Raw genomic sequence first — 18625 nt, forward strand, 5'->3', positions numbered from 1 at the left:
GGTGCAACGGTGCTGTGGCTTCTGTAACGGATGGTAAGACCGCGCGATGCGTGTCGGCGATATGTCGGTAGCGTGTACCGCCGCGCGTCGCGCAACGGAAATTTTTTCGTGCGCGATGCGCGGCCAAGATTGCGCGTGCAACATGGCGCGCAGCATGCGGCGATCCGCTGAACGCGTGTGCTTGCGCGCGCATTGCGCGCGAGCGATCACACGCGATCGAGCAGCGCGTCGAGATGCGGCAGCAGCGGCGTCGCGCAGTGCGGCTGCAATGCGTGCGGCGCCGTGTAGCCCCACGCGACGCCCTGGAACGCGATGCGCGCGCGACGCGCGGCGTCGGCATCGCGGATCTCGTCGCCGACGTACAGCATCTGGTCCGCGCGCACGCCGGCTTCGCCCGCGAGCGCACGCAGCCGACGCGCCTTGCCGAACAACGGAATCCCGCATGCGAAATGATCGACACGCGCAGCGGCGTGCGGGCCGAGCCGGTCGCGCACGACGTCTTCGGCATTCGACGTCGCGATCGCGATGCGGATGCCGCGCGCAGCGAGCGCATCGAACGTCGTCTCGACACCGGGAAACAGCGCGACGTGTGCGATACGTGCGCGCATCAGTCGACGCATGTCGATCGTCACGCGCGGCACCTTCCACACCGGTACGTCGAGCGCACGCACGATGTCGCGCGCGGACATCGTGCGCAGCGTCGCGCGCATCGCGGGATCCGCATCGCGAAACCCGTGCAGGCGCGACGCATCGGACAGCGCCGCGAGAAAGCAGTCGAGCGAATCGGCAAGCGTGCCGTCGAAGTCGAACGCGACGAGCCGGTACGTCATCGCGTGTAGGCGGTCGGTGGGCGGGTTGCGTGCATGGGAAGTGCGTGCGCTGGCACGGCGGAAGGGACGGGGTGTCGGTGCATGTGTGCCGGGTCGGTGTCGATCTGCGGCGGCACGGCGTGCCGCGCCGCCATGGTAGCCGATCGCGACGGTCGGCGACGCGCGCTTGTCGCGCACGGCGCGGCGCGGTATCGTCGACGCTTCGTTCCGTGATGCCGGAGAACCGCCGTGCCTGCTGCTGCCGATGCCACGCTCAGATTTTCGACCGACAAGCGCGAACTCGACGTCGACGCGATCTTCGATTTCCTGCATCGCGACGCGTACTGGTCGAAAGGCATTCCGCGCGACGTCGTCGAGCGCGCGATCGAGGGGTCGCTCTGTTTCGGTGCGTACGTCGGCGATCGCTTCGTCGGATTCGCGCGGCTCGTCACCGACCATGCGACGTTCGCGTATCTCTGCGACGTGTTCGTGCTGCCGGCCGAGCGTGGCCGCGGCTATGGCCGCGCACTGATCGATCACGTGTTCGCGCAGCCGATGCTTGCGCAGCTGCGCCGGATCATGCTCGTGACGTCCGACGCGCACGCGTTGTATCGCCCGGTCGGTTTCGAGGCCATCGCGCATCCGGAGCGCGTGATGGAGATCCGCCGCCCCGACATCTACACGAAACGCTGACGCGCGGCGCCGCGCATACAATACGCGCTTTCCGATTTGCCGAAGGGAGCGCCCGCCATGACCGAACAGGAAGCCGAACAGCTCGCGACGCACCGCCATTACAAGGGTGGACTGTATCGCGTGATCGGTGTCGCCCGTCACTCCGAAACCGAGGAATCGCTCGTCGTCTACGAGCACCTGTGGCCGCATGCGCGCGGTCTGTGGGTGCGGCCGGAAACGATGTTCAACGAGACGCTGCCGGACGGCACGCCGCGTTTTCGCAAGCTGCGCGACTGAATTGCCGCGGCGTTCGACTCGCCGTCACGCGTCGCGCAGCGCATGCGCCAGTTCGGGCGGCGCGTGCGCGACGGTGATCTGCGGCGTGCCGTGCCAGGCCGCGAGTTTTCTGACGGCTTTCGCGACATCGGCCGCGAGCCCGCTGCCGACGCGCACGCCAGGCTCGATATGCACGGACTTCAGCTCGAACGTGCCGAGCGCGCGATGCGCTTTCGCGTCGACGCGGCCGATCAGGCGGCCGCGATGCAGCACGGGCAGGCAGAAATAGCCGTAACGCCGCTTGTGCGCGGGCGTATAGCACTCGATCGTATAGTCGAAGTCGAACAGCGTCGCCGCGCGGCGACGATCCCATACGACCGGATCGAACGGCGACAGCAGCGTCGTGACGGTCGAGCGCAGCGTGTCGGCGGCCGCCGCGGGCAGCAGCGCCTCGAGCGAACGATGCACGTAGGCCGGTTCCTTCCAGTCTGCAACCTGCACCGGAATCAGCTCGCCGGCCTGCGCGAGCCGTTCGAGTTCCGCGCGATACGAGCGGCGCGGCAGCCGGTAGTAATCGGCGACCCAGTCCGCGCGGACGATGCCGAGCGCGCGGCACGTGTAATCGAGCAGCGTCGGCAGCACGGCTTCGCGCGGCGGCAGGTCGCGCGCGTCGTCCCAGTCGGGCAGCACGCGTTCGCGCACGTCGTAGATGCGCTGGAAATTGCGGCGCTCGGCGACCATCAGATCGCCGGTCGTAAACAGCACTTCGAGATGCCGCTTCTCCGGCTTGCGGTCCCACCATCCGTTGCCTTTCATGCCGTCCGCGCGCACGAAATCGGCTGAGCGCACCGGGCCTTCCGAGCGAATCCTGTCGAGCAGCCGCGCGATCTCGTCGCGGTGCTGCGCATGCCAGTCGGCCGCGTATTTCCATCCCATTCCGGACGGATCGAGCATCTTGTAACGCATCAGCCCGAATTGCTCGACGGGCAGGAAGCACGCTTCGTGCGACCAGTATTCGAACAGCCGCGCTTCGGCCAGATGTTCGTCGAGCCATTGCGGCCGGAACGCGCCGAGGCGGCTGAACAGCACGAGATAGGGGCTGCGTGCGACGACGTGAATCGTATCGATCTGCAACTGCGCCATGCGGCGGATCGTGTCGAGCACGTCGGCCTTGGTCGCCTTGCGGCGCGGCGGCGTGAGCAGGCCCTGCGCGGCGAGATGCAGCGCGCGGGCGGCGGCAAGCGAAAGGGTGGGCATCGAAGCGATCGGGAGCGGAGTCGGCAACGCGTACATCGTAAGCGGAGTTTGCCTGCGCGTGGTATGGCCGGTGATTCGGCGGCAAGCGACGGATGCGACAGCCGCCACGCCCGATCGTGCACCACTTCAATCGCGTCGCACCGCGCACGGCGTAGCCGACACGCATCTGACAATGCTTGACAGATGCATCCGCAAACATTCCCTATAGTGCAGGACATGGCGCGACGACAAACGCGCAACGATTCCGCTTCCGACGCACATATGTCCATGGCACGCAGGAAGCGAATCCGGGTGTCTCAACCCCCAACGAGAAGCCCGGAGCCCTGAGCGGATATCCACACGGCTGTGCACCGGCCCCATGTGGATGTCCGCTGATTTTTTCCGATTCCGTTTCTGCAGCGAGCGCGTTCGAGCGTTCGGCGTTCGGCCGCTCGCCCGCGCGGGCGTCTACTGCCGCTTGCCGCGCGCGACTTCGTCGCCGGCACCGGGCGGCAGCCGGCGCGTGATCGGAATCGATGCGAACGAGCACAGCCCGACCACGACGAACGCCGGCCAGAAATCCGACCACACCATCGCCTGATGGCCCTGCAGCCAGTGCGACAGATGCAGCACGAGACCGGCGACCGTCACGCCGAGCCCGAGCGACATCTGCTGCACGACGCTGCCGAGGCTCGTCGCGCGACCCGCGTCGCGCGGCGAGATGTCCGCGTAGATCATCGAGTTCAGGCTCGTGAACTGCAGCGCCGGGAAAATCCCGCCGACCAGCACGATGACCCAGATCGCCCACGTCGGCATGCCCGGATGGAACACGCCGTACGCGGCGATCGCGAGGCCCGCGAATGCGGCGTTGTAGATGAGCACGGTACGAAAGCCGAAGCGGCGCAGCGTATGCGTGGCCGTCGAGCGGCTCACGGCGCCGCCGAGCGCCGACGCGCAGGTGATCAGCCCCGAATGGAACGCGCTCATGCCGAGTCCTTCCTGCAGCGCGAGCGGCAGCAGGAACGGCACCGCGCCGAGCCCGATGCGGAACAGCGACCCGCCGACGACGCTCGCGTGGTACGTCGGAATCTTCAGGAAGCTCAGATCGAGCACCGGCCGTTCCTTGCGCCGCGCGTACGGCACGTAGAGCGCGAGCAGCACCGCGCCGGTCGCGCACATCGCGAGCGCGTTCGTGCGCGTCGTCAGCGCACCGTCGATCAGCGTGAGCCCCATCAGCAGCAGCGCGGCGCCGCTTGCCGAGAGCAGGAAGCCGAACCAGTCGAGCGGCCCCGGATCGGGCTCGTGCGTGTTCGCGATGTGCCGCGTCGCGAGGTAGATCCCGTACAGACCGATCGGCACGTTGATGAAGAAGATCATCCGCCAGTGCAGATATGTCGTGATGAAGCCGCCGACGAGCGGCCCGACGGTCGGCCCGAACAGCGCGGGAATCGCGAGGTAGTTCATCGCGCGCACGAGATCGGAGCGCGGCACCGCGCGGAAGATGATGATCCGGCCGACCGGCACCATCATCGCGCCGCCGACGCCCTGCACGAAGCGCGCGAACGTGAGCAGGCCGAGAGAATTGGAGGCGGCGCAGAGCAGCGAGCCGGCGACGAAGATGCCGATGGCGGTGCGGAACACCGCGCGTGCGCTGAAGCGGTCGGCGAGCCAGCCGCAGATCGGGATGAACACGCCGAGGCCGACCACGTAGGCCGTGATCGCGATGTTCAGCGTGACGGGGTTGTGCCCGAAGTCCCTCGCCATCGCGGGCAGCGCGGTGACGATGATGTTCGCGTCGACGCTTTCCATGAACAACGCACAGGCAACGATGAGCGGTGCTAGGAAGACGGGCGACATGGGCTGGGCGCGCGGTAAAGGCGCCATTATGCCCATATTGTTGTCGCCGCGTCACGTACGACAACGCTTGTTCCGCATGTTGCAATAGTCGTTCCTGCGCCGCGCGCGGAAAAGGACGACTGCGCGCGCAACCTGCGCCGCCGCGCTCGGAGCTTGCACGCCTCGGACGTTTCATGCGACAGTCGATCCACTCTGCTTCAACATCACGACGCGCATCGCTCGACGGCCATCGAGACGGGCGCGCACGCGACGAGACCATGCCGATCCACTCACCATCGAAAGGAGGGGACACGCCATGACGTCACGTCGTGCCGAATCGATCGTATCCGCCGCATCGACTGCATCGCATTGCGCGCCGGCCGCGCCCGCCGCGCCGCGCGTTCGCTGGGCCGCCGCGCTGGCGGTCGCCTATCTGGCCGTTGCCGGCTGCGCCGCGCAGGCGGACAGCGCCAACCACGCCGCAACCCAGTTGGCCGCGTCGCCCGCGGCGACGGTGCCGAACGCGACGGCGGCCACGCTGCTGCCGCCGCCGAGCCAGCTGTACGGCGACCTGTTCGTCGCGGTGCAGACGGCCTCGGTCTATCCGGACCAGAAAACCTTCGTCGATGCGACGCCGGACACCGATCCCGCGACGATCATGCAGTTGTATCAGCAACAGAAATCGCAGGCGGGTTTCTCGCTGAAGGCATTCGTCGAGCAGCACTTTACGCCGCCGGCGCAAGGCGGCGTGACGCCGCCGCCGAACCAGACGCTGCGCGAGCATATCGACTGGCTGTGGCCGCAGCTCACGCGCACGACGACGACGGCGCCACCGTACAGCTCGCTGATCCCGATGCCGAAACCGTACGTGGTGCCGGGCGGCCGTTTCCGCGAAGGCTATTACTGGGACACCTATTTCACGATGCTCGGGCTGCAGGTGTCGGGCCGCGAGGATCTCGTCGACGACATGCTCGACAACTTCGCGCATCTGATCGATACGGTCGGGCACATCCCGAACGGCAATCGCACGTACTACGCGAGCCGCTCGCAGCCGCCGTTCTTCGCGTACATGGTGACGCTCGCCGCGCAGGCCGAGGGCGACAAGGTCTATCAGAAATATCTGCCGGCGCTGCGCAAGGAATATGCGTACTGGATGCAGGGCGAATCGACGACGCCGCGCGGGCAGGCCGCACGCCACGTGGTCGCGATGCCGGACGGTGCGGTGCTGAATCGCTACTGGGACGCGAGCGACACGCCGCGCGACGAGTCGTATCTGGAGGACGTGACGACGGCGAAGGCGGCGTCGGGCCGTGCCGCGAACGACGTGTACCGCGACCTGCGGGCCGGCGCGGAGAGCGGCTGGGATTACAGCTCGCGCTGGCTCGGCGACGGCAAGACGCTCGCGACGATCCGCACGACGTCGATCGTGCCGGTCGACCTGAACAGCCTGATGTTCCATCTCGAACGGACGATCGTGAAGGGCTGCACGGTCACGCACGACGTCGGATGCGTGATCGACTTCTCGGGCCGCGCGGCGCGGCGCGCGCTCGCGATCAATCGCTGGCTGTGGAATCGCGGCGGCTACTACGGCGACTACGACTGGCAGCTGCGCAAGCCGCGCGACGGCGTGACGGCGGCCGCGCTGTACCCGCTGTTCGCGGGCGTGGCGTGGCCCGAGCGCGCGAAGGCGACGGCGCGCGAAGTGCGCAAGACGCTGCTGCAGCCCGGCGGTCTCGCGACGACGACCGAGACGACCGGCCAGCAATGGGATGCGCCGAACGGCTGGGCGCCGCTGCAGTGGATCGCGATCGAGGGGTTGCGCCGCTACGGCGAGCCGGCGCTCGCGAAGGACATCGGCACGCGCTTCCTGGCCGACGTGAAGCACGTCTACGCGACCGAGGGCAAGCTCGTCGAGAAATACGTCGTCGAAGGGGCCGGGCAGGGCGGCGGGGGCGGCGGCGAATATCCGCTGCAGGACGGCTTCGGCTGGACCAACGGCGTCACGCTGAAGCTGCTCGAACTGTATGGCGAGTGACACGCGCACGGCCGCCGCGCGGCGGCCGTGCCGTTGCTTTCGCGCATCGCGCGCAGCGCGCCGCCGACACCCGATGAAAGGTTTCGGCGCGCATTTTCGCGGTCGAATCTTTCAGTGCGGCGCGCATGGAAAATTATTTCGTGAAACCCGTCCGCGCGGGGTTGACTTCACTTTCCGCCGGTCCATAGAATCCAGCATCTTCACTCTTGGGGCCGCCGCCTTGGACGCCTGCAGTAGTCGATCTTCGAACGAAATTTCCGCCTGAGCGACCGACGTCCGCGCCTCATCGAAGCCGCCGTTTGTCTCTCGGGCAAACGGTGCGCGCAGCAGTATTTCGCAGCAACTCCCTTCGTGCACCCTGATTCGCGCCGGCCGGCGTGATGCGTTCGCGCATGCGCCGTCCGGTTTCAACGCCGCCCGGCACGCGGCCGCGTTCGCGCATGCGTCGTTTTTGCATCGCGCGCGCGGCCCGCGCGCCGGACGGCGGTCAACCGTGTTCGTCCGAACACCGTACAGGAGCCGCCATGAACGACAGCGACAGTTGTCCCTTATGCCCGTTGCAAGCACAGACCCTTTTGAATCGGGGTCGCAGGGACACGCCGGCCCGCTAGCCTGACTGCTCGTTCAGGCCCTGGACTGGCGCCCGCACCCCACGACGCGGCCGGCACGCATGCCGACGCCGCACGGAGCCAGACCATGAACTTCGGCCTTCTGCTGTCGACCTTTCCGCGCGTCGAAGAATCGCGCGCCCACTACGACGCGATGCTCGCGCTCGATGCGCGCCCGCGTCCGCTTGCGCGCCTGCTCAATCGCCTGGCGTCGCTGATCCGCTGACCGACCGCGCCGAGCATGCCTCGGCATGCGCACGGACGCCGCCGCCAAGCCGCCGTCCCGCGCGCATGCCAAGGTCACACGCTCACCGGATAACCCTTAGCCGTACGGAAGTCATCATGTCCACACCCTCCAACGTTTCTTCGCCGATTGCCGCCGAGCGCAGCGCGGTGCTCGACGAAGCCCATCTCGGCGACATTCGCGGCGCGCTCGGCACGATCGCGCATCACGACACGGGCGCGCGCGGCACGTGGTGGGCGCGCCTGCGCACGCTGCTCGCGATCATCGGGCCCGGGCTGATCGTGATGGTCGGCGACAACGACGCCGGCGCGTTCGGTACCTATACGCAGGCCGGGCAAAACTACGGCACGACGCTGTTGTGGACGCTGCTGCTGCTCGTCCCCGTGCTGTACGTGAACCAGGAGATGGTGCTGCGTCTCGGCGCCGTGACGGGCGTCGGCCACGCGCGGCTGATCTTCGAGCGCTTCGGCAAGTTCTGGGGCGCGTTCAGCGTGATCGACCTGTTTTTGCTGAACGCGCTGACGATCGTCACCGAGTTCATCGGCATCACCTTCGTGCTCGCGTTCTTCGGGCTGCCGAAGGTGGCCGGCGTCTGCGTGGCCGCCGCGCTGACGATGGCCGCGGTGAGTACCGGCGACTTCCGGCGCTTCGAGCGTTTCGCGGTCGGCCTCTGCGTGCTGAGCCTGCTGCTCGTGCCGGTGCTTGTGTCGATCCATCCGCCCATGTCGCAGATGACGCGCGATTTCTTCGTGCCGAACTGGCCCGCGCACGCAAAGCTGTCCGACGTGATGCTGCTCGTGATCGGCATCGTCGGCACGACGGTCGCGCCGTGGCAGCTGTTCTTCCAGCAGAGCTACGTGATCGACAAGCGGATCACGCCGCGCTTCATGAAGTACGAGAAGGTCGATCTGTGGATCGGCATTGCGTTCGTGCTGATCGGCGCGGTCGCGATGATCGGCTTCAGCGCCGCGCTGTTCCACGGCCATCCGGAAGCGGGCGGGTTCACCGACGCGGGCGGCGTGATCGCGGGCCTCGAAAAATATGCGGGGCGCACGAGCGCCACGCTGTTCGCGATCGCACTGCTCGATGCGTGCATCATCGGCGCGGCGGCCGTGTCGCTGTCGACGGCCTATGCGATCGGCGACGTCTTCAAGATCCGTCATTCGCTGCATCGCGGCGTGTCGGACGCGAAGGGCTTCTATCTCGTGTACTTCGCGATCGTCGCGGCGGCCGCCACGCTCGTGCTGATTCCCGGCAGCCCGCTCGGGCTGCTGACCGAAGCGGTGCAGACGCTCGCGGGCGTGCTGCTGCCGAGCGCGACCGTGTTTCTGCTCGTGCTCTGCAACGACCGTCAGGTGCTCGGCCCGTGGGTCAACTCGACGAAGCTGAACGTGTTCACCGGCGCGGTCGTCTGGGTGCTGGTGCTGCTGTCGATCATCCTGACCGCGTCGGTGATGTATCCCGACATCAGCGGCGAAGCGATCGTCGACGTGCTGGTGGGCGGCACGGTGCTCGCGATTGCGGGCTATCTCGCGACGGTGCTGTTCCGCCGCAATCGTCGCGTCGTCGAGCCCGGCATCGACCGCGCGGCGTGCGCGACCTGGCGCATGCCGCCGCTCGATACGCTCGAGCCGCAGCACATGACGCTCGCGACGCGAATCTGGATGGGCGTGCTGCGCGGCTATCTCGTGGTCGCGGTCGGGCTCGTGATCGTCAAGGTCGTGCAGATGACGCTGCTCAAGTAGCGCGGGCCGACACAGCGGCGCATGCCGGCCCGCGCGGCCGGCATCGTCGTTGCGCTGCGCGCACGCACAACGCGCGCGTATCAGATCAGCTCGAGCTTCGACGTCAGGTACGTGAGCTGAATCCGGTTCGCGACGCCGAAGCGCTTGCGCAGTTTTCTCAGGTGGTAGTCGACGTTGTGCGCGCTGGTGTCGAGCCGCCGGCCGATTTCCTTGTCCGATGCGCCTTCCGCGATGCCGATCAGCAGTTCCTGCTCGAACGGCGTGAGCCCGTTGACGGCGCGCTCGCGCGACGTCGCGATCAGCTGCGGCGACGCGAACTTGTGCACCGACAGCCCGATCGATAGCGCCTGCTCGACGGTGGCGGGCGTGATCCACTCGCGCGTGCGGCGCGGCGCGGTGAAGCTCATGAACGCGTGCAGCCGCGTGCCGGGCACCGCCATCGAATACATGATGCCGCTGCACATTCCGTCGTCCTGCATCGTCTGCAGGAAGCCGTCGAGCGCGGCCGGTGCGTCGGACGCATCGTCGTCGCGCGGCTGATGATCGCGGCGCAGCTGCTGCAGGTCCCATACGATCGGCATGTTGCAGACGCGCGCACCGAGCGTGCGCGGATCGACGTCGTGATGGTTGTGCCGCACGTAATCGCCGCGATACGTCGACGGTGTGAACGCTTCATGCAGATACAGACTCTCGACGCGCTCGTGCGCAAACTCGAGCGCGAAATAGGCAAACGTCGAGAAACCGGTCAGATGCAGCAGGCTCGTGACGATCCGGTTGCGCTCGGCCGTGCTTTGCGCGTGGGCGAGCGTGTCGGCGACGCCGAGCTTCGGCGCGTTCGGCTGCGCGACGTCGCCGCGTCGCACATCGTCGCACCACACGACCTGCACCGGGCGCTCGCGCCGGGCGGACACGCGTGCATGCGGCCGGCCGGCAAGGGTTGAGGCGACTGCTTCTTCGTGCAACGCAATATCGGACATGAGCCATCCCTCGGAATCGACGCGCAGCGCGCAGGACGGCCGTGTCGTGCACGGCGGGCGGCGGTGCGATCGAAGCATCGTATTGATAGGCGAATCGTGATCCTGACGAAACGCGGGGCATTGTACAAAAATGCCGGTGTGCGCGTAATATGCCGTAATACTAATTTCGGCGAAAGGTTGCGGTGTGCCGATTCGATAAACGCACGCCCGTTCCCAAGACCGAAAAATCACGACAAAAAGACCATGACGTGACGGGGCTTGATTCACATATTGGGAAAGGGTGGGCTCCTCATGACACATGCTGACGGCGCGCCACGCGTCGAATGGTTCACGCACGCCGATATTGCGGCAGCCGCCGCTTATTCGAATGGGATTCCCGCGATCGAACGCGACGTTTTTACCGGCATTCAATTCGGATCCGGTAAAAGCGACCTGAGCGCAATCGATTTTTCGCCATACCATGCGCGCCTGCGGCAAATCGGTTTCAGTACGCTCGGTTATGGCGCGTATGAAATGATCGGCCGGCGCATTCTCTGCGCGCATCTGCTGCGCGATCTCGCGCCGCCGTCGTTCATGCAGCCGTATATCGAAGGCGCGCTGTACGAAAGCGATCCGCGTTTCGCGCAGGTGCGGCAAAGCGGCTTTCCGGTCGCGTGGCGGCTCGACGAGATCGAGGCGGCCGCGCAGCGCGGCGGCGATCGCAAGGTGCTCGCACTCGCCGGTCACTTGCGTGCGCACGCAATGAACAGCGGCGTGATCTTCAGCCTGTCGGCGCCGCGGCTCGATCTGCGCGTCGCCGTGAACCTGACGTCCGAGACGCACGGCACCGACTGGATCGACGATCGCGTGATCGGCGGCGCGCTGGCGGTGAGTCTCGCCGTGCATCGCGTCGCGCTGCCGTTTCTCGAAGCGCGCGTCGCGCGCATGCGCGGCTTCGCGCTCGGCGACGAGCAGCAGCAGGTGCTCGAACGGCTCGTGCACGGATTGTCCGACCAGGAGATCGCGAGCGCGCTGCGCACGTCGCTGCACAAGGTCGGCCATCACATCCGCTCGCTCGAAAAACTGTTCAACGTGCAAAATCGCGCGCAGCTCGCGTACCTCGCGGCGCGCCGGCTGTCTTCGTGAGCCGGCGCTGACGCGCCGCGCCTCGCGCACCGGGCCGCCGCGGCCCGCCGCGCCGCGCGGCGCGATGGAAGCGGTTCCGCGGCGCCGTCCGACTTCGCGCCGCGGCGTTTCGTAGTCGTACCTTCAGACGATTCGGCCTGCCGCCCGCGCGCTACGAGGTGCGCCCGTTTTTCCCCCTTTTCCCGTCGCTACACTCGTCGCATTCGATGCACCGCGCAGGCGGGGGCTGCGATTGCCCGCGCCTGCCGCCCATAACGACAGGACGACGGCACGATGGCAGAACCGAAGGCGCTTCCCCGCGACTGGCAGCGGATGTTTTCCGTCGGCCGCGGCGTGTCCGGACATCGCCGGATCGGCGCCTCGCCGCGCGCCGATCTGTTTCTGGCCGCCTTCATCGTCGCGGTCGTCGCGCTGTTCATCCTGCCGTTGCCGCAGGCCGCGCTCGACGGGATGATCTCGCTGAACCTGGCCGCAAGCGTCGTACTGCTGACGGTGTCGACCTACGTGCCGTCGGCGGTCAGCTTCTCGTCGTTTCCCGCGCTGCTGCTGTTTACGACGCTGTTCCGGCTCGCGCTGAACATCGCGTCGTGCAAGCTGATCCTGCTGCACGCGAACGCCGGTCACGTGATCGACGCGTTCGGGCGGCTCGTGGTCGGCAACAACGTCGTCGTCGGCGGTGTCGTGTTTCTCGTGATCGCCGTCGTGCAGTTCATCGTGATCGCGAAAGGCTCGGAGCGCGTGGCCGAGGTCGGCGCGCGCTTTTCGCTCGATGCGATGCCGGGCAAGCAGATGAGCATCGACGCGGATCTGCGCGCGGGCATCATCAGCGCGGACGAAGCGCGCGAGCGTCGCGAGAAGCTCGAGCAGGAATCGCAGATGCACGGTGCGATGGACGGCGCGATGAAGTTCGTGAAGGGCGACGCGATCGCCGGCCTCGTGATCGCGTTCATCAACATCGTCGCGGGCATCGCGGTCGGCACGCTGATGCACGGCATGGACATCGGCACCGCGCTGCAGCGCTACGCGATCCTGACGGTCGGCGACGGCATGGCGTCGCAGATTCCGTCGCTGCTCGTGTCGATCGCGGCCGGTATCGTGACCACGCGCGTCGCGACGCGCGACGCGCGGCAGCGCCAGCTCGGCGAGCAGCTGGGCGAACAGCTCGGCGCGCATCCGCGCGCACTGCTGATCGCGGCGCTCGTGCTGGCCGGCTTCCTCGTCGTGCCCGGTTTCCCGAAATGGTCGTTCGCACTGATCGCGGTGGCGCTCGGCGCGTTCGCGCTGACGCAGCTCAAGCGCAGGACGACCGCGCCGAGCTTCAACCTGATCCACGTGGCCGGACGCGTCGGCGCGGCCGACGACGGGCAGCCGGCGAAGGTGTCGCACGCGGCGGGCGTCACGTCGCTGATCGCGGTGTCGCTGGCCGACGATCTGCGCAGCACGCTGAACCTCGCGCAGCTGCAGGCCGCGCTGTCGAACGCGAAGGCGCGCGTCGACGCGGACATCGGCACGGTGTTCCCGCGCATCACGCTGAACGACGACGAGCGCGCGCCGAACGGCACGTACCGCATCTATCTGCAGGACGTGCTCGCGGCGCACGGTGCATTGAAGCCGGGCTGGCTGCTGTGGGACGGCGTCGCGCCGCTGCCCGAGCGCGCGGAGCGTCAGCCGGCCGAAGCGTTCGGCCCGTTCGCGACGGCACTGTGGGTCAAGCCGGACGGCGCGCCGCCGGACGGCAAGTGGCTGACGAGCGAGGCGGCGCTCGCCGCGCACGTCGAGCAGATCGTGCGCGGGCACGCTGACGAACTGCTCGGCATCCAGGAGACGCAGGCGCTCGTGCATCTGGTGCGGCGCGATCACCCGGAGCTTGTCGGCGAGCTGACGCGGCTCGTGCCGCTGCAGCGCGTGACCGAGGTGCTGCGCCGGCTGCTGGCCGAGCAGGTGCCGATCCGCAATCTGCGCGTGATCTTCGAAAGCCTGATCACGTGGGCGCCGAACGAGCCCGACGACGTGATCGCGCTCGTCGAACTCGTCCGCGTCGACCTGCGCCGGATGATCACCGACCGCCACGCGGGCGCCGCGCGCCAGCTGCGCGTCGTGCTGTTCGAGCAGAACCTGCAGGAGCGCATCGAGAACGCGGTGATGCGTACGAAGCAGGGCAATTTCCTTGCGCTGTCGAGTGCCGTGAAGCAGGACATCGGCGAGCAGGTGCGCGCGATCGTGCAATCGGCGCACGCGAGCGGCGCGCACGGCGCCGCGCGGCTCGCCGTGATGGTCGCGCTCGGCGCGCGGCGCTACGTGAAGACGATCCTGCAGCCGATGCTGCCCGATCTTCCGGTGCTGTCGTATCAGGAGATCGAGGAGGACGTGCAGCTGCATACGGTCGGCTGGGTGAAGAACCCGCCGGACGACGGCACGGTCGGCGCCGGCGCCGACGTGCGTACACCGGGCGTCGCGCAATGACGAGCTCGACGATCCTCGATCTCACGCGGCAGGCGCTGATGCTCGTGCTGCTGCTGTCGCTGCCGATCGTGCTGATCGCGACGGTCACGGGCCTCGTCGTCGCGATCCTGCAGGCGGTCACGCAGGTGCAGGACGCCAACATCGGGATCGCGGTGCGGCTGATCGCGGTGATGGTCGCGCTGGTGCTGCTGTCCGGCTGGCTCGGCAGCGAGGTGCTGCGCTTTGCGCAGCAGGCGCTCGAACGGATGTTCGTTTCTTCCACAGGAGTGTTTTGATGCGTCGACGCGTCGTCCCGATCCGGTTTCAGCCGCGCAGCCTGCCGCGCGCGGCGCTCGCGATGTGCGCGAGCGCGCTGCTTGCGGCGTCGCTCTGCATGACGATCGCGCAGCCCGCGCGCGCGGCCGACCTGCGCTGGCGCAACAAGCCGTTCACGATCGTCGCGAACGGCAAGAAGATCGGCGACTTCATTCGCGAGCTCGCGTCGTCGCAGGGTGTGACGGCCGTCGTCGATCCGAAGGTCGACGGCGTGATCAGCGGGCGCTTCTCGGGCACGCCGCAGCAGACGCTCGACACGATCTGCTCGACGTACGGACTCACGTGGTACTACGACGGCTCGTTCCTCTACGTCGATCCGGCCGACCAGTCGCAGACGCAGATGATCCCGATTCCGCCGAACGCGGGCGGCGAGATCGGCCGCGCGCTGCAGGCGATGCAGATTCCCGACAAGCGCTACACGCTCGTGATCAACGATCGCGCGAACAGCGTGTACGTGGCCGGCCCGCGCCGCTACGTCGAGCTCGTGCGGCAGGCGATCGGCAGCGTCGGCGATCCGTCGGCGAACGGCCAGCACGCGGACATCCGCGCGTTCCGGCTCAAGTACGCGTGGGCGTCCGACTTCACGATCAATCGCTCGGGCAAGGAAGTGACGGTGCCGGGCGTCGCGACGATCCTGCGCCGGCTGTTCGGCAAGGGCGGCGGTACGGGCCCGATGCCGACGAGCGCGCCGCTCGGCCAGGCCGCGCGGCAGGTCAAGCTCGGCTCGGGGCTGACGATCGCGGTGCCGCGCCTCGAATTCCCCGATCTGTCGGGCGGCCTGCGCAGCGGCGGCTACGGCGGCGAATCGGCCGCGGGCAGTACGTTCTCGCCGTTCGCGAGCGGCGGCGACACGCTGCCGCAGATCGAGGCCGATCCGGCGATCAACGCGGTGATCGTGCGCGACCTGCCGGAGAACATGTACCGCTACCAGTCGCTGATCGCGCAGCTCGACGAGCGGCCGCGGATCGTCGAGATCAACGTGACGATCATCGACATCAACGAGGATTCGCTCGACAGCCTCGGGATCGACTGGCGGCTGCACACGACGCACGGCGACGTGCAGATCGGCAACGGCGCGAACCCGCTGAACGGCAATACGCAGTACAACGGCGCCGGCAATCCGCCGCTGACGTTCGGGATCGGCGCGAGCGAGTCCGGGCAGACGGGCACCTTCATGCCGACCGGCATCGCGCTCGCCGCATCGATCGGCGGATCGCTGCGCAACTACCTGCTCACGCGCGTAAATGCGCTCGCGCAGAAAGGGCAGGCGCAGCTGCATTCGAAGCCGAAGGTGCTCGCGCTCGACAACACCGAGGCGATTCTCGAGAACCTCACGCAGTTCTACGTGCAGGTGCAGGGCTATCAGGATTCGTCGCTGTACAGCGTGACGACCGGCACGAGCATCAAGGTGACGCCGATGATCGTCGACGATGCGATCCGCAATGCGGCCGCCGTGTCGGGCCGTCCGGAAAGCGTGATGATGTCGATCGACATCCAGGACGGCAACATCGTGCCGGGGCAGGCGGTGTCGAACGTGCCGGTGATCCAGCAGCGCAACATCGTCACGAAGACGATGATCGACGAAGGCAAGAGCCTGCTGATCGCGGGCTTCAACGACGACGAGGTGCGCCTGAACAAGAGCGGCGTGCCCTGGCTGTCCGACATTCCGCTGATCGGCAACCTGTTCAAGTACACCGACAAGTCCGGCAACCACATGGAGCGCTTCTATCTGCTGACGCCGCGCGTGGTGTCGAGCGCGTCGATGTACGCGCCGGACGGCTCGCCGGTGAATCCGGGCGTCGATGCGCCGGCCGACCCGAACGGCGTGTCGATGTACCGGCCGCCCGACAACGACATCGCGGTGCCGCTGACGCCGCGCCCGCTGCCCGGCACGAAGTTCGGGCCGCCCGCGTTGCCGCCGCCCGCCCAGGACGCGGCGTCGCAGCCGGTGGCGACGACCGCAGGAGCGTCCGTCCATGTCGACGAGCATCATTGAACCGCACAGCGACGGCGCATTGCCCGGCGGCGCCGGCAGCGGCGCGGCCGCGCCCGCGTCGCCGTGGAATCTGTGCTTTCTGAGCGGCCCGATGTACGGCCGCACGATGTCGCTCGCACGCGGCGCGAACTGGGTCGGCACCGCGGCCGACTGCGAAGTGATCCTGCCCGATCGCGAGATCGGCGCGAAGCAGGTGTGCCTGCAGGTCGGCGCGCTCGCGGTCACCGTGCAGAACCACGGCGGCGACACGGGCGCGCCGGTGCTGCTCAACGACGAACCGCTCGGCAGCGGCCGTCGGTCGCTGACGCCGCAGGACGTCGTGACGGTCGGCTCGATCCGTTTCGGCATCGCGCGGCACGCGCAGGCGAGCGTCGCGGTGCCCGACGACACCGGCGCGCCCGACGTCGCGCCCGCCGCACCGTGGCTCGGCTGGCTGACGGGCGGGCTGCGCCGGCTGGGCAGCCGCCGGCTCGTCATCGCGCTCGTCGCGCTCTGGGTCGGCGTGCTGCTCGGCGCGCTCGGCTACGGTTTCGCCGCCTGGTCGGGGCGCCTGCCGTGGCAGCACGAGTCGGTGCTCGCGCGCACGCACCGGTTGCAGCGGCTGCTGCACGCCTATCCGGAACTCGCGGTCGCGCCGCGCGACGACGGCGTGATCGTATCGGGCTACGTCGCCGATCCGGCCGCGCGCGAACGCGTCGCGCAGATCGTGTCGGGCGTCGACAACGCGGCGCTCGGCACCGTCTACGTGGTCAGCGATCTCGTCGCGACCGCGCAGACCTATTTCAGCGACACGGCGCTCACCGTCGCGTATCTCGGGCGCGGCCGCATCGAGCTGACCGGCACGGCGCCGCGCGCGCAGCTCGAGCCGCGCATCCGCAACTACATGAAGGACGCGCGGCCGGCGCTCGAAGTCGTCGACCACGTGCGCGACGCGCAAGCCGACGCACCGCGCACGACGACGACGCTCGGCGGCTCGGCCGGCATCCCGGAGATCACGACGGTGTTCGCCGGCGACGGCGACCAGCGCTATATCGAGACGGTCGACGGCAGCCGCTATTTCGAGGGCGCGCGGCTGAAGGAAGGGCCGACGGTCGTGTCGATCGGGCCGGACGAAGTCGTGTTCGAGCGCAACGGCCAGCGCATCACGATGCCGCTCGGCGGCACGTCGGCCGGTGCCCCGGCCCGCGTGCCGGCGCCGCCCGTGCCGCCGCTGGCAAGCGGCGCGGCGGCCGGCATCGCGCAGCCGATACCGGGCCCGACGCTGCTGCCGCAGGCGCGGCCGGCGTCGGCCGTGACGAACGACGCGGCGCATTAGCGTCGCGGCAGATCATGCGCGCCGCGCGGCGAGCGCGGCGCGGGCATGACGCGGCACGCCGCAACGGTGCGGCAGGCCGTGTGAGCCGGGGCGGCATGGGGCCGCCGCCGGACGAAGGTGAACTTCACGTAAAGGAGCGAAGCATGGGTGCCTCGGCAGCAGGTGGTGTGACGAACACGAGCGACGTCCAGAAGCAGGCGGACGATCTGACCAAGACGCAGCTCGAACTGACGAAGATCAACTTCCAAGTGCAGCAATCGACGGCGACGTTCGAAACCAGCAACGCGGTGACCGCGCAGGAGGGGACGGCGAACGCGCAGGTCGCGCAACACCTGAGTTCGGCCGGCCGCGCATGATGCGGGCCGCCGGCCGCGGCGCACGCTGTCGCGCATCCGGGCCGCCCGCGTGCGGCGCGCGGCGCGGCGCGCGTGAGCGGCGGCCGGCCCGCGTCGCGCAGGCCGATCGGCAACTTGCGAGCGAAGGAGGGCAGCGATCATGTCAGTGACAGGCGTAGGCGCGGCACCGCCCGGTGCGGTCGCGCTGGCGGGCGCCGCGCAGCAGCCGGGGGCGGCGGCCGATCCGGCGCAGGTGCGCGAATTCGATGCGCTGATGCAGCCGCGCGCCGCGTCGGCCGATGCGGCGCCGCCGGCTGCGGCGATGTCGGCGGCGACCCGCGACGCCGCGCCCGCGGTGCAGATGACGCCCGCGCAGGCGAATGCGTCGTCGCTCGTCGAGCGGCTGCGTGCGTACGGCAACGATCTCGATGCGCGCTACGCGAACATCGACAAGCATCGCACCGAGATGCTGACGTCGATGGCGGACAACCGCAGCGATCCGCTGATGACGATGGTGCAGGCGATGGACTTCCAGTGGACGGCGACCACGACGATTTCCGAATACCAGTTGAGCCTGTCGGTCGCGCAGGCGGCGAACGGCTTCACGCATACGGTGCTGAAGACGCAGGAGTGACGAA

At 68.2% G+C, this 18625-nt stretch carries 16 protein-coding genes; 12 read left to right on the forward strand and 4 right to left on the reverse strand.

What is annotated here, in order from left to right; genetic code table 11:
* Positions 1-206: 206 nt before the first annotated feature.
* Positions 207-830 carry an HAD hydrolase-like protein gene (locus BCR55_RS24090; RefSeq protein ID WP_006409312.1) on the reverse strand — a complete coding sequence of 208 codons (624 nt, stop codon included), beginning with the start codon at positions 828-830 and terminating at the stop codon, positions 207-209.
* 228 nt (positions 831-1058) lie between these two features.
* Here BCR55_RS24090 and BCR55_RS24095 point away from each other — a divergent pair, with 228 nt between their 5' ends.
* Both BCR55_RS24095 and BCR55_RS24100 read left to right on the forward strand, forming a co-directional pair.
* Complete coding sequence (locus BCR55_RS24095; protein ID WP_006406206.1) at positions 1059-1502, forward strand: GNAT family N-acetyltransferase; 444 nt, start codon at positions 1059-1061, stop codon at positions 1500-1502.
* Positions 1503-1559: 57 nt separating this feature from the next.
* Positions 1560-1778: a DUF1653 domain-containing protein gene (locus BCR55_RS24100; protein ID WP_006406207.1), complete on the forward strand. Its 219-nt coding sequence runs from the start codon at positions 1560-1562 to the stop codon at positions 1776-1778.
* Between the two features lie 24 nt (positions 1779-1802).
* Here BCR55_RS24100 and BCR55_RS24105 read toward each other — a convergent pair whose 3' ends face one another.
* Complete coding sequence (locus BCR55_RS24105; RefSeq protein WP_053298335.1) at positions 1803-3014, reverse strand: winged helix-turn-helix domain-containing protein; 1212 nt, start codon at positions 3012-3014, stop codon at positions 1803-1805.
* 447 nt (positions 3015-3461) lie between these two features.
* A complete protein-coding gene (locus BCR55_RS24110; protein WP_044582764.1) occupies positions 3462-4850 on the reverse strand; it encodes an MFS transporter in 1389 nt (462 codons plus the stop codon).
* A 295-nt stretch (positions 4851-5145) separates the two neighbouring features.
* Between BCR55_RS24110 and treA the strand changes: the two genes are divergently transcribed.
* The 3 genes from treA to BCR55_RS24120 all read left to right on the forward strand — a co-directional run bounded on the left by treA (position 5146) and on the right by BCR55_RS24120 (position 9461).
* Positions 5146-6864, forward strand: coding sequence for an alpha,alpha-trehalase TreA (treA, locus tag BCR55_RS24115; RefSeq protein ID WP_059938882.1), 1719 nt, complete (start codon positions 5146-5148; stop codon positions 6862-6864).
* 696 nt (positions 6865-7560) lie between these two features.
* The gene (locus tag BCR55_RS33170; protein ID WP_006406213.1) at positions 7561-7698 is read left to right on the forward strand and encodes a hypothetical protein; all 138 of its coding nucleotides are present in this window, start codon (positions 7561-7563) and stop codon (positions 7696-7698) included.
* Between the two features lie 116 nt (positions 7699-7814).
* Complete coding sequence (locus BCR55_RS24120) at positions 7815-9461, forward strand: NRAMP family divalent metal transporter (RefSeq protein WP_065496208.1); 1647 nt, start codon at positions 7815-7817, stop codon at positions 9459-9461.
* Positions 9462-9541: 80 nt separating this feature from the next.
* On the opposite strand, the gene BCR55_RS24125 is transcribed toward BCR55_RS24120, so the two are convergent.
* Entirely contained in the window at positions 9542-10438 is an 897-nt protein-coding gene (locus BCR55_RS24125; RefSeq protein ID WP_006406215.1) for a LuxR family transcriptional regulator, read from the reverse strand.
* A 291-nt stretch (positions 10439-10729) separates the two neighbouring features.
* Here BCR55_RS24125 and BCR55_RS24130 point away from each other — a divergent pair, with 291 nt between their 5' ends.
* The 7 genes from BCR55_RS24130 to BCR55_RS24160 all read left to right on the forward strand — a co-directional run bounded on the left by BCR55_RS24130 (position 10730) and on the right by BCR55_RS24160 (position 18621).
* Complete coding sequence (locus BCR55_RS24130) at positions 10730-11563, forward strand: autoinducer binding domain-containing protein (RefSeq protein WP_006406216.1); 834 nt, start codon at positions 10730-10732, stop codon at positions 11561-11563.
* Positions 11564-11836: 273 nt separating this feature from the next.
* The gene (gene sctV, locus BCR55_RS24135) at positions 11837-14026 is read left to right on the forward strand and encodes a type III secretion system export apparatus subunit SctV (protein ID WP_065496212.1); all 2190 of its coding nucleotides are present in this window, start codon (positions 11837-11839) and stop codon (positions 14024-14026) included.
* Positions 14023-14301, forward strand: a complete 279-nt coding sequence (gene sctS / locus BCR55_RS24140) for a type III secretion system export apparatus subunit SctS (protein WP_006396581.1) — start codon at positions 14023-14025, stop codon at positions 14299-14301. The genes sctV and sctS overlap by 4 nt, the downstream gene beginning before the upstream one ends.
* On the forward strand, positions 14301-16337 hold the full coding sequence (sctC, locus tag BCR55_RS24145; RefSeq protein WP_065496218.1) for a type III secretion system outer membrane ring subunit SctC: 2037 nt from the start codon (positions 14301-14303) through the stop codon (positions 16335-16337). Before sctS ends, sctC begins: the two co-directional genes overlap by 1 nt.
* Positions 16318-17652, forward strand: coding sequence for a type III secretion system inner membrane ring subunit SctD (gene sctD, locus BCR55_RS24150; protein ID WP_065496222.1), 1335 nt, complete (start codon positions 16318-16320; stop codon positions 17650-17652). The genes sctC and sctD overlap by 20 nt, the downstream gene beginning before the upstream one ends.
* Before the next feature lie 143 nt (positions 17653-17795).
* The gene (locus tag BCR55_RS24155) at positions 17796-18008 is read left to right on the forward strand and encodes a hypothetical protein (protein WP_006396586.1); all 213 of its coding nucleotides are present in this window, start codon (positions 17796-17798) and stop codon (positions 18006-18008) included.
* A 139-nt stretch (positions 18009-18147) separates the two neighbouring features.
* Positions 18148-18621 (forward strand): hypothetical protein, encoded by a 474-nt coding sequence (locus tag BCR55_RS24160; protein ID WP_065496225.1) that lies wholly within the window; start codon positions 18148-18150, stop codon positions 18619-18621.
* Positions 18622-18625: the final 4 nt, after the last annotated feature.

The sequence above is a fragment of the Burkholderia sp. CCA53 genome (genome assembly GCF_001685525.1).
Taxonomy (GTDB): Bacteria; Pseudomonadota; Gammaproteobacteria; order Burkholderiales; family Burkholderiaceae; genus Burkholderia; species Burkholderia multivorans.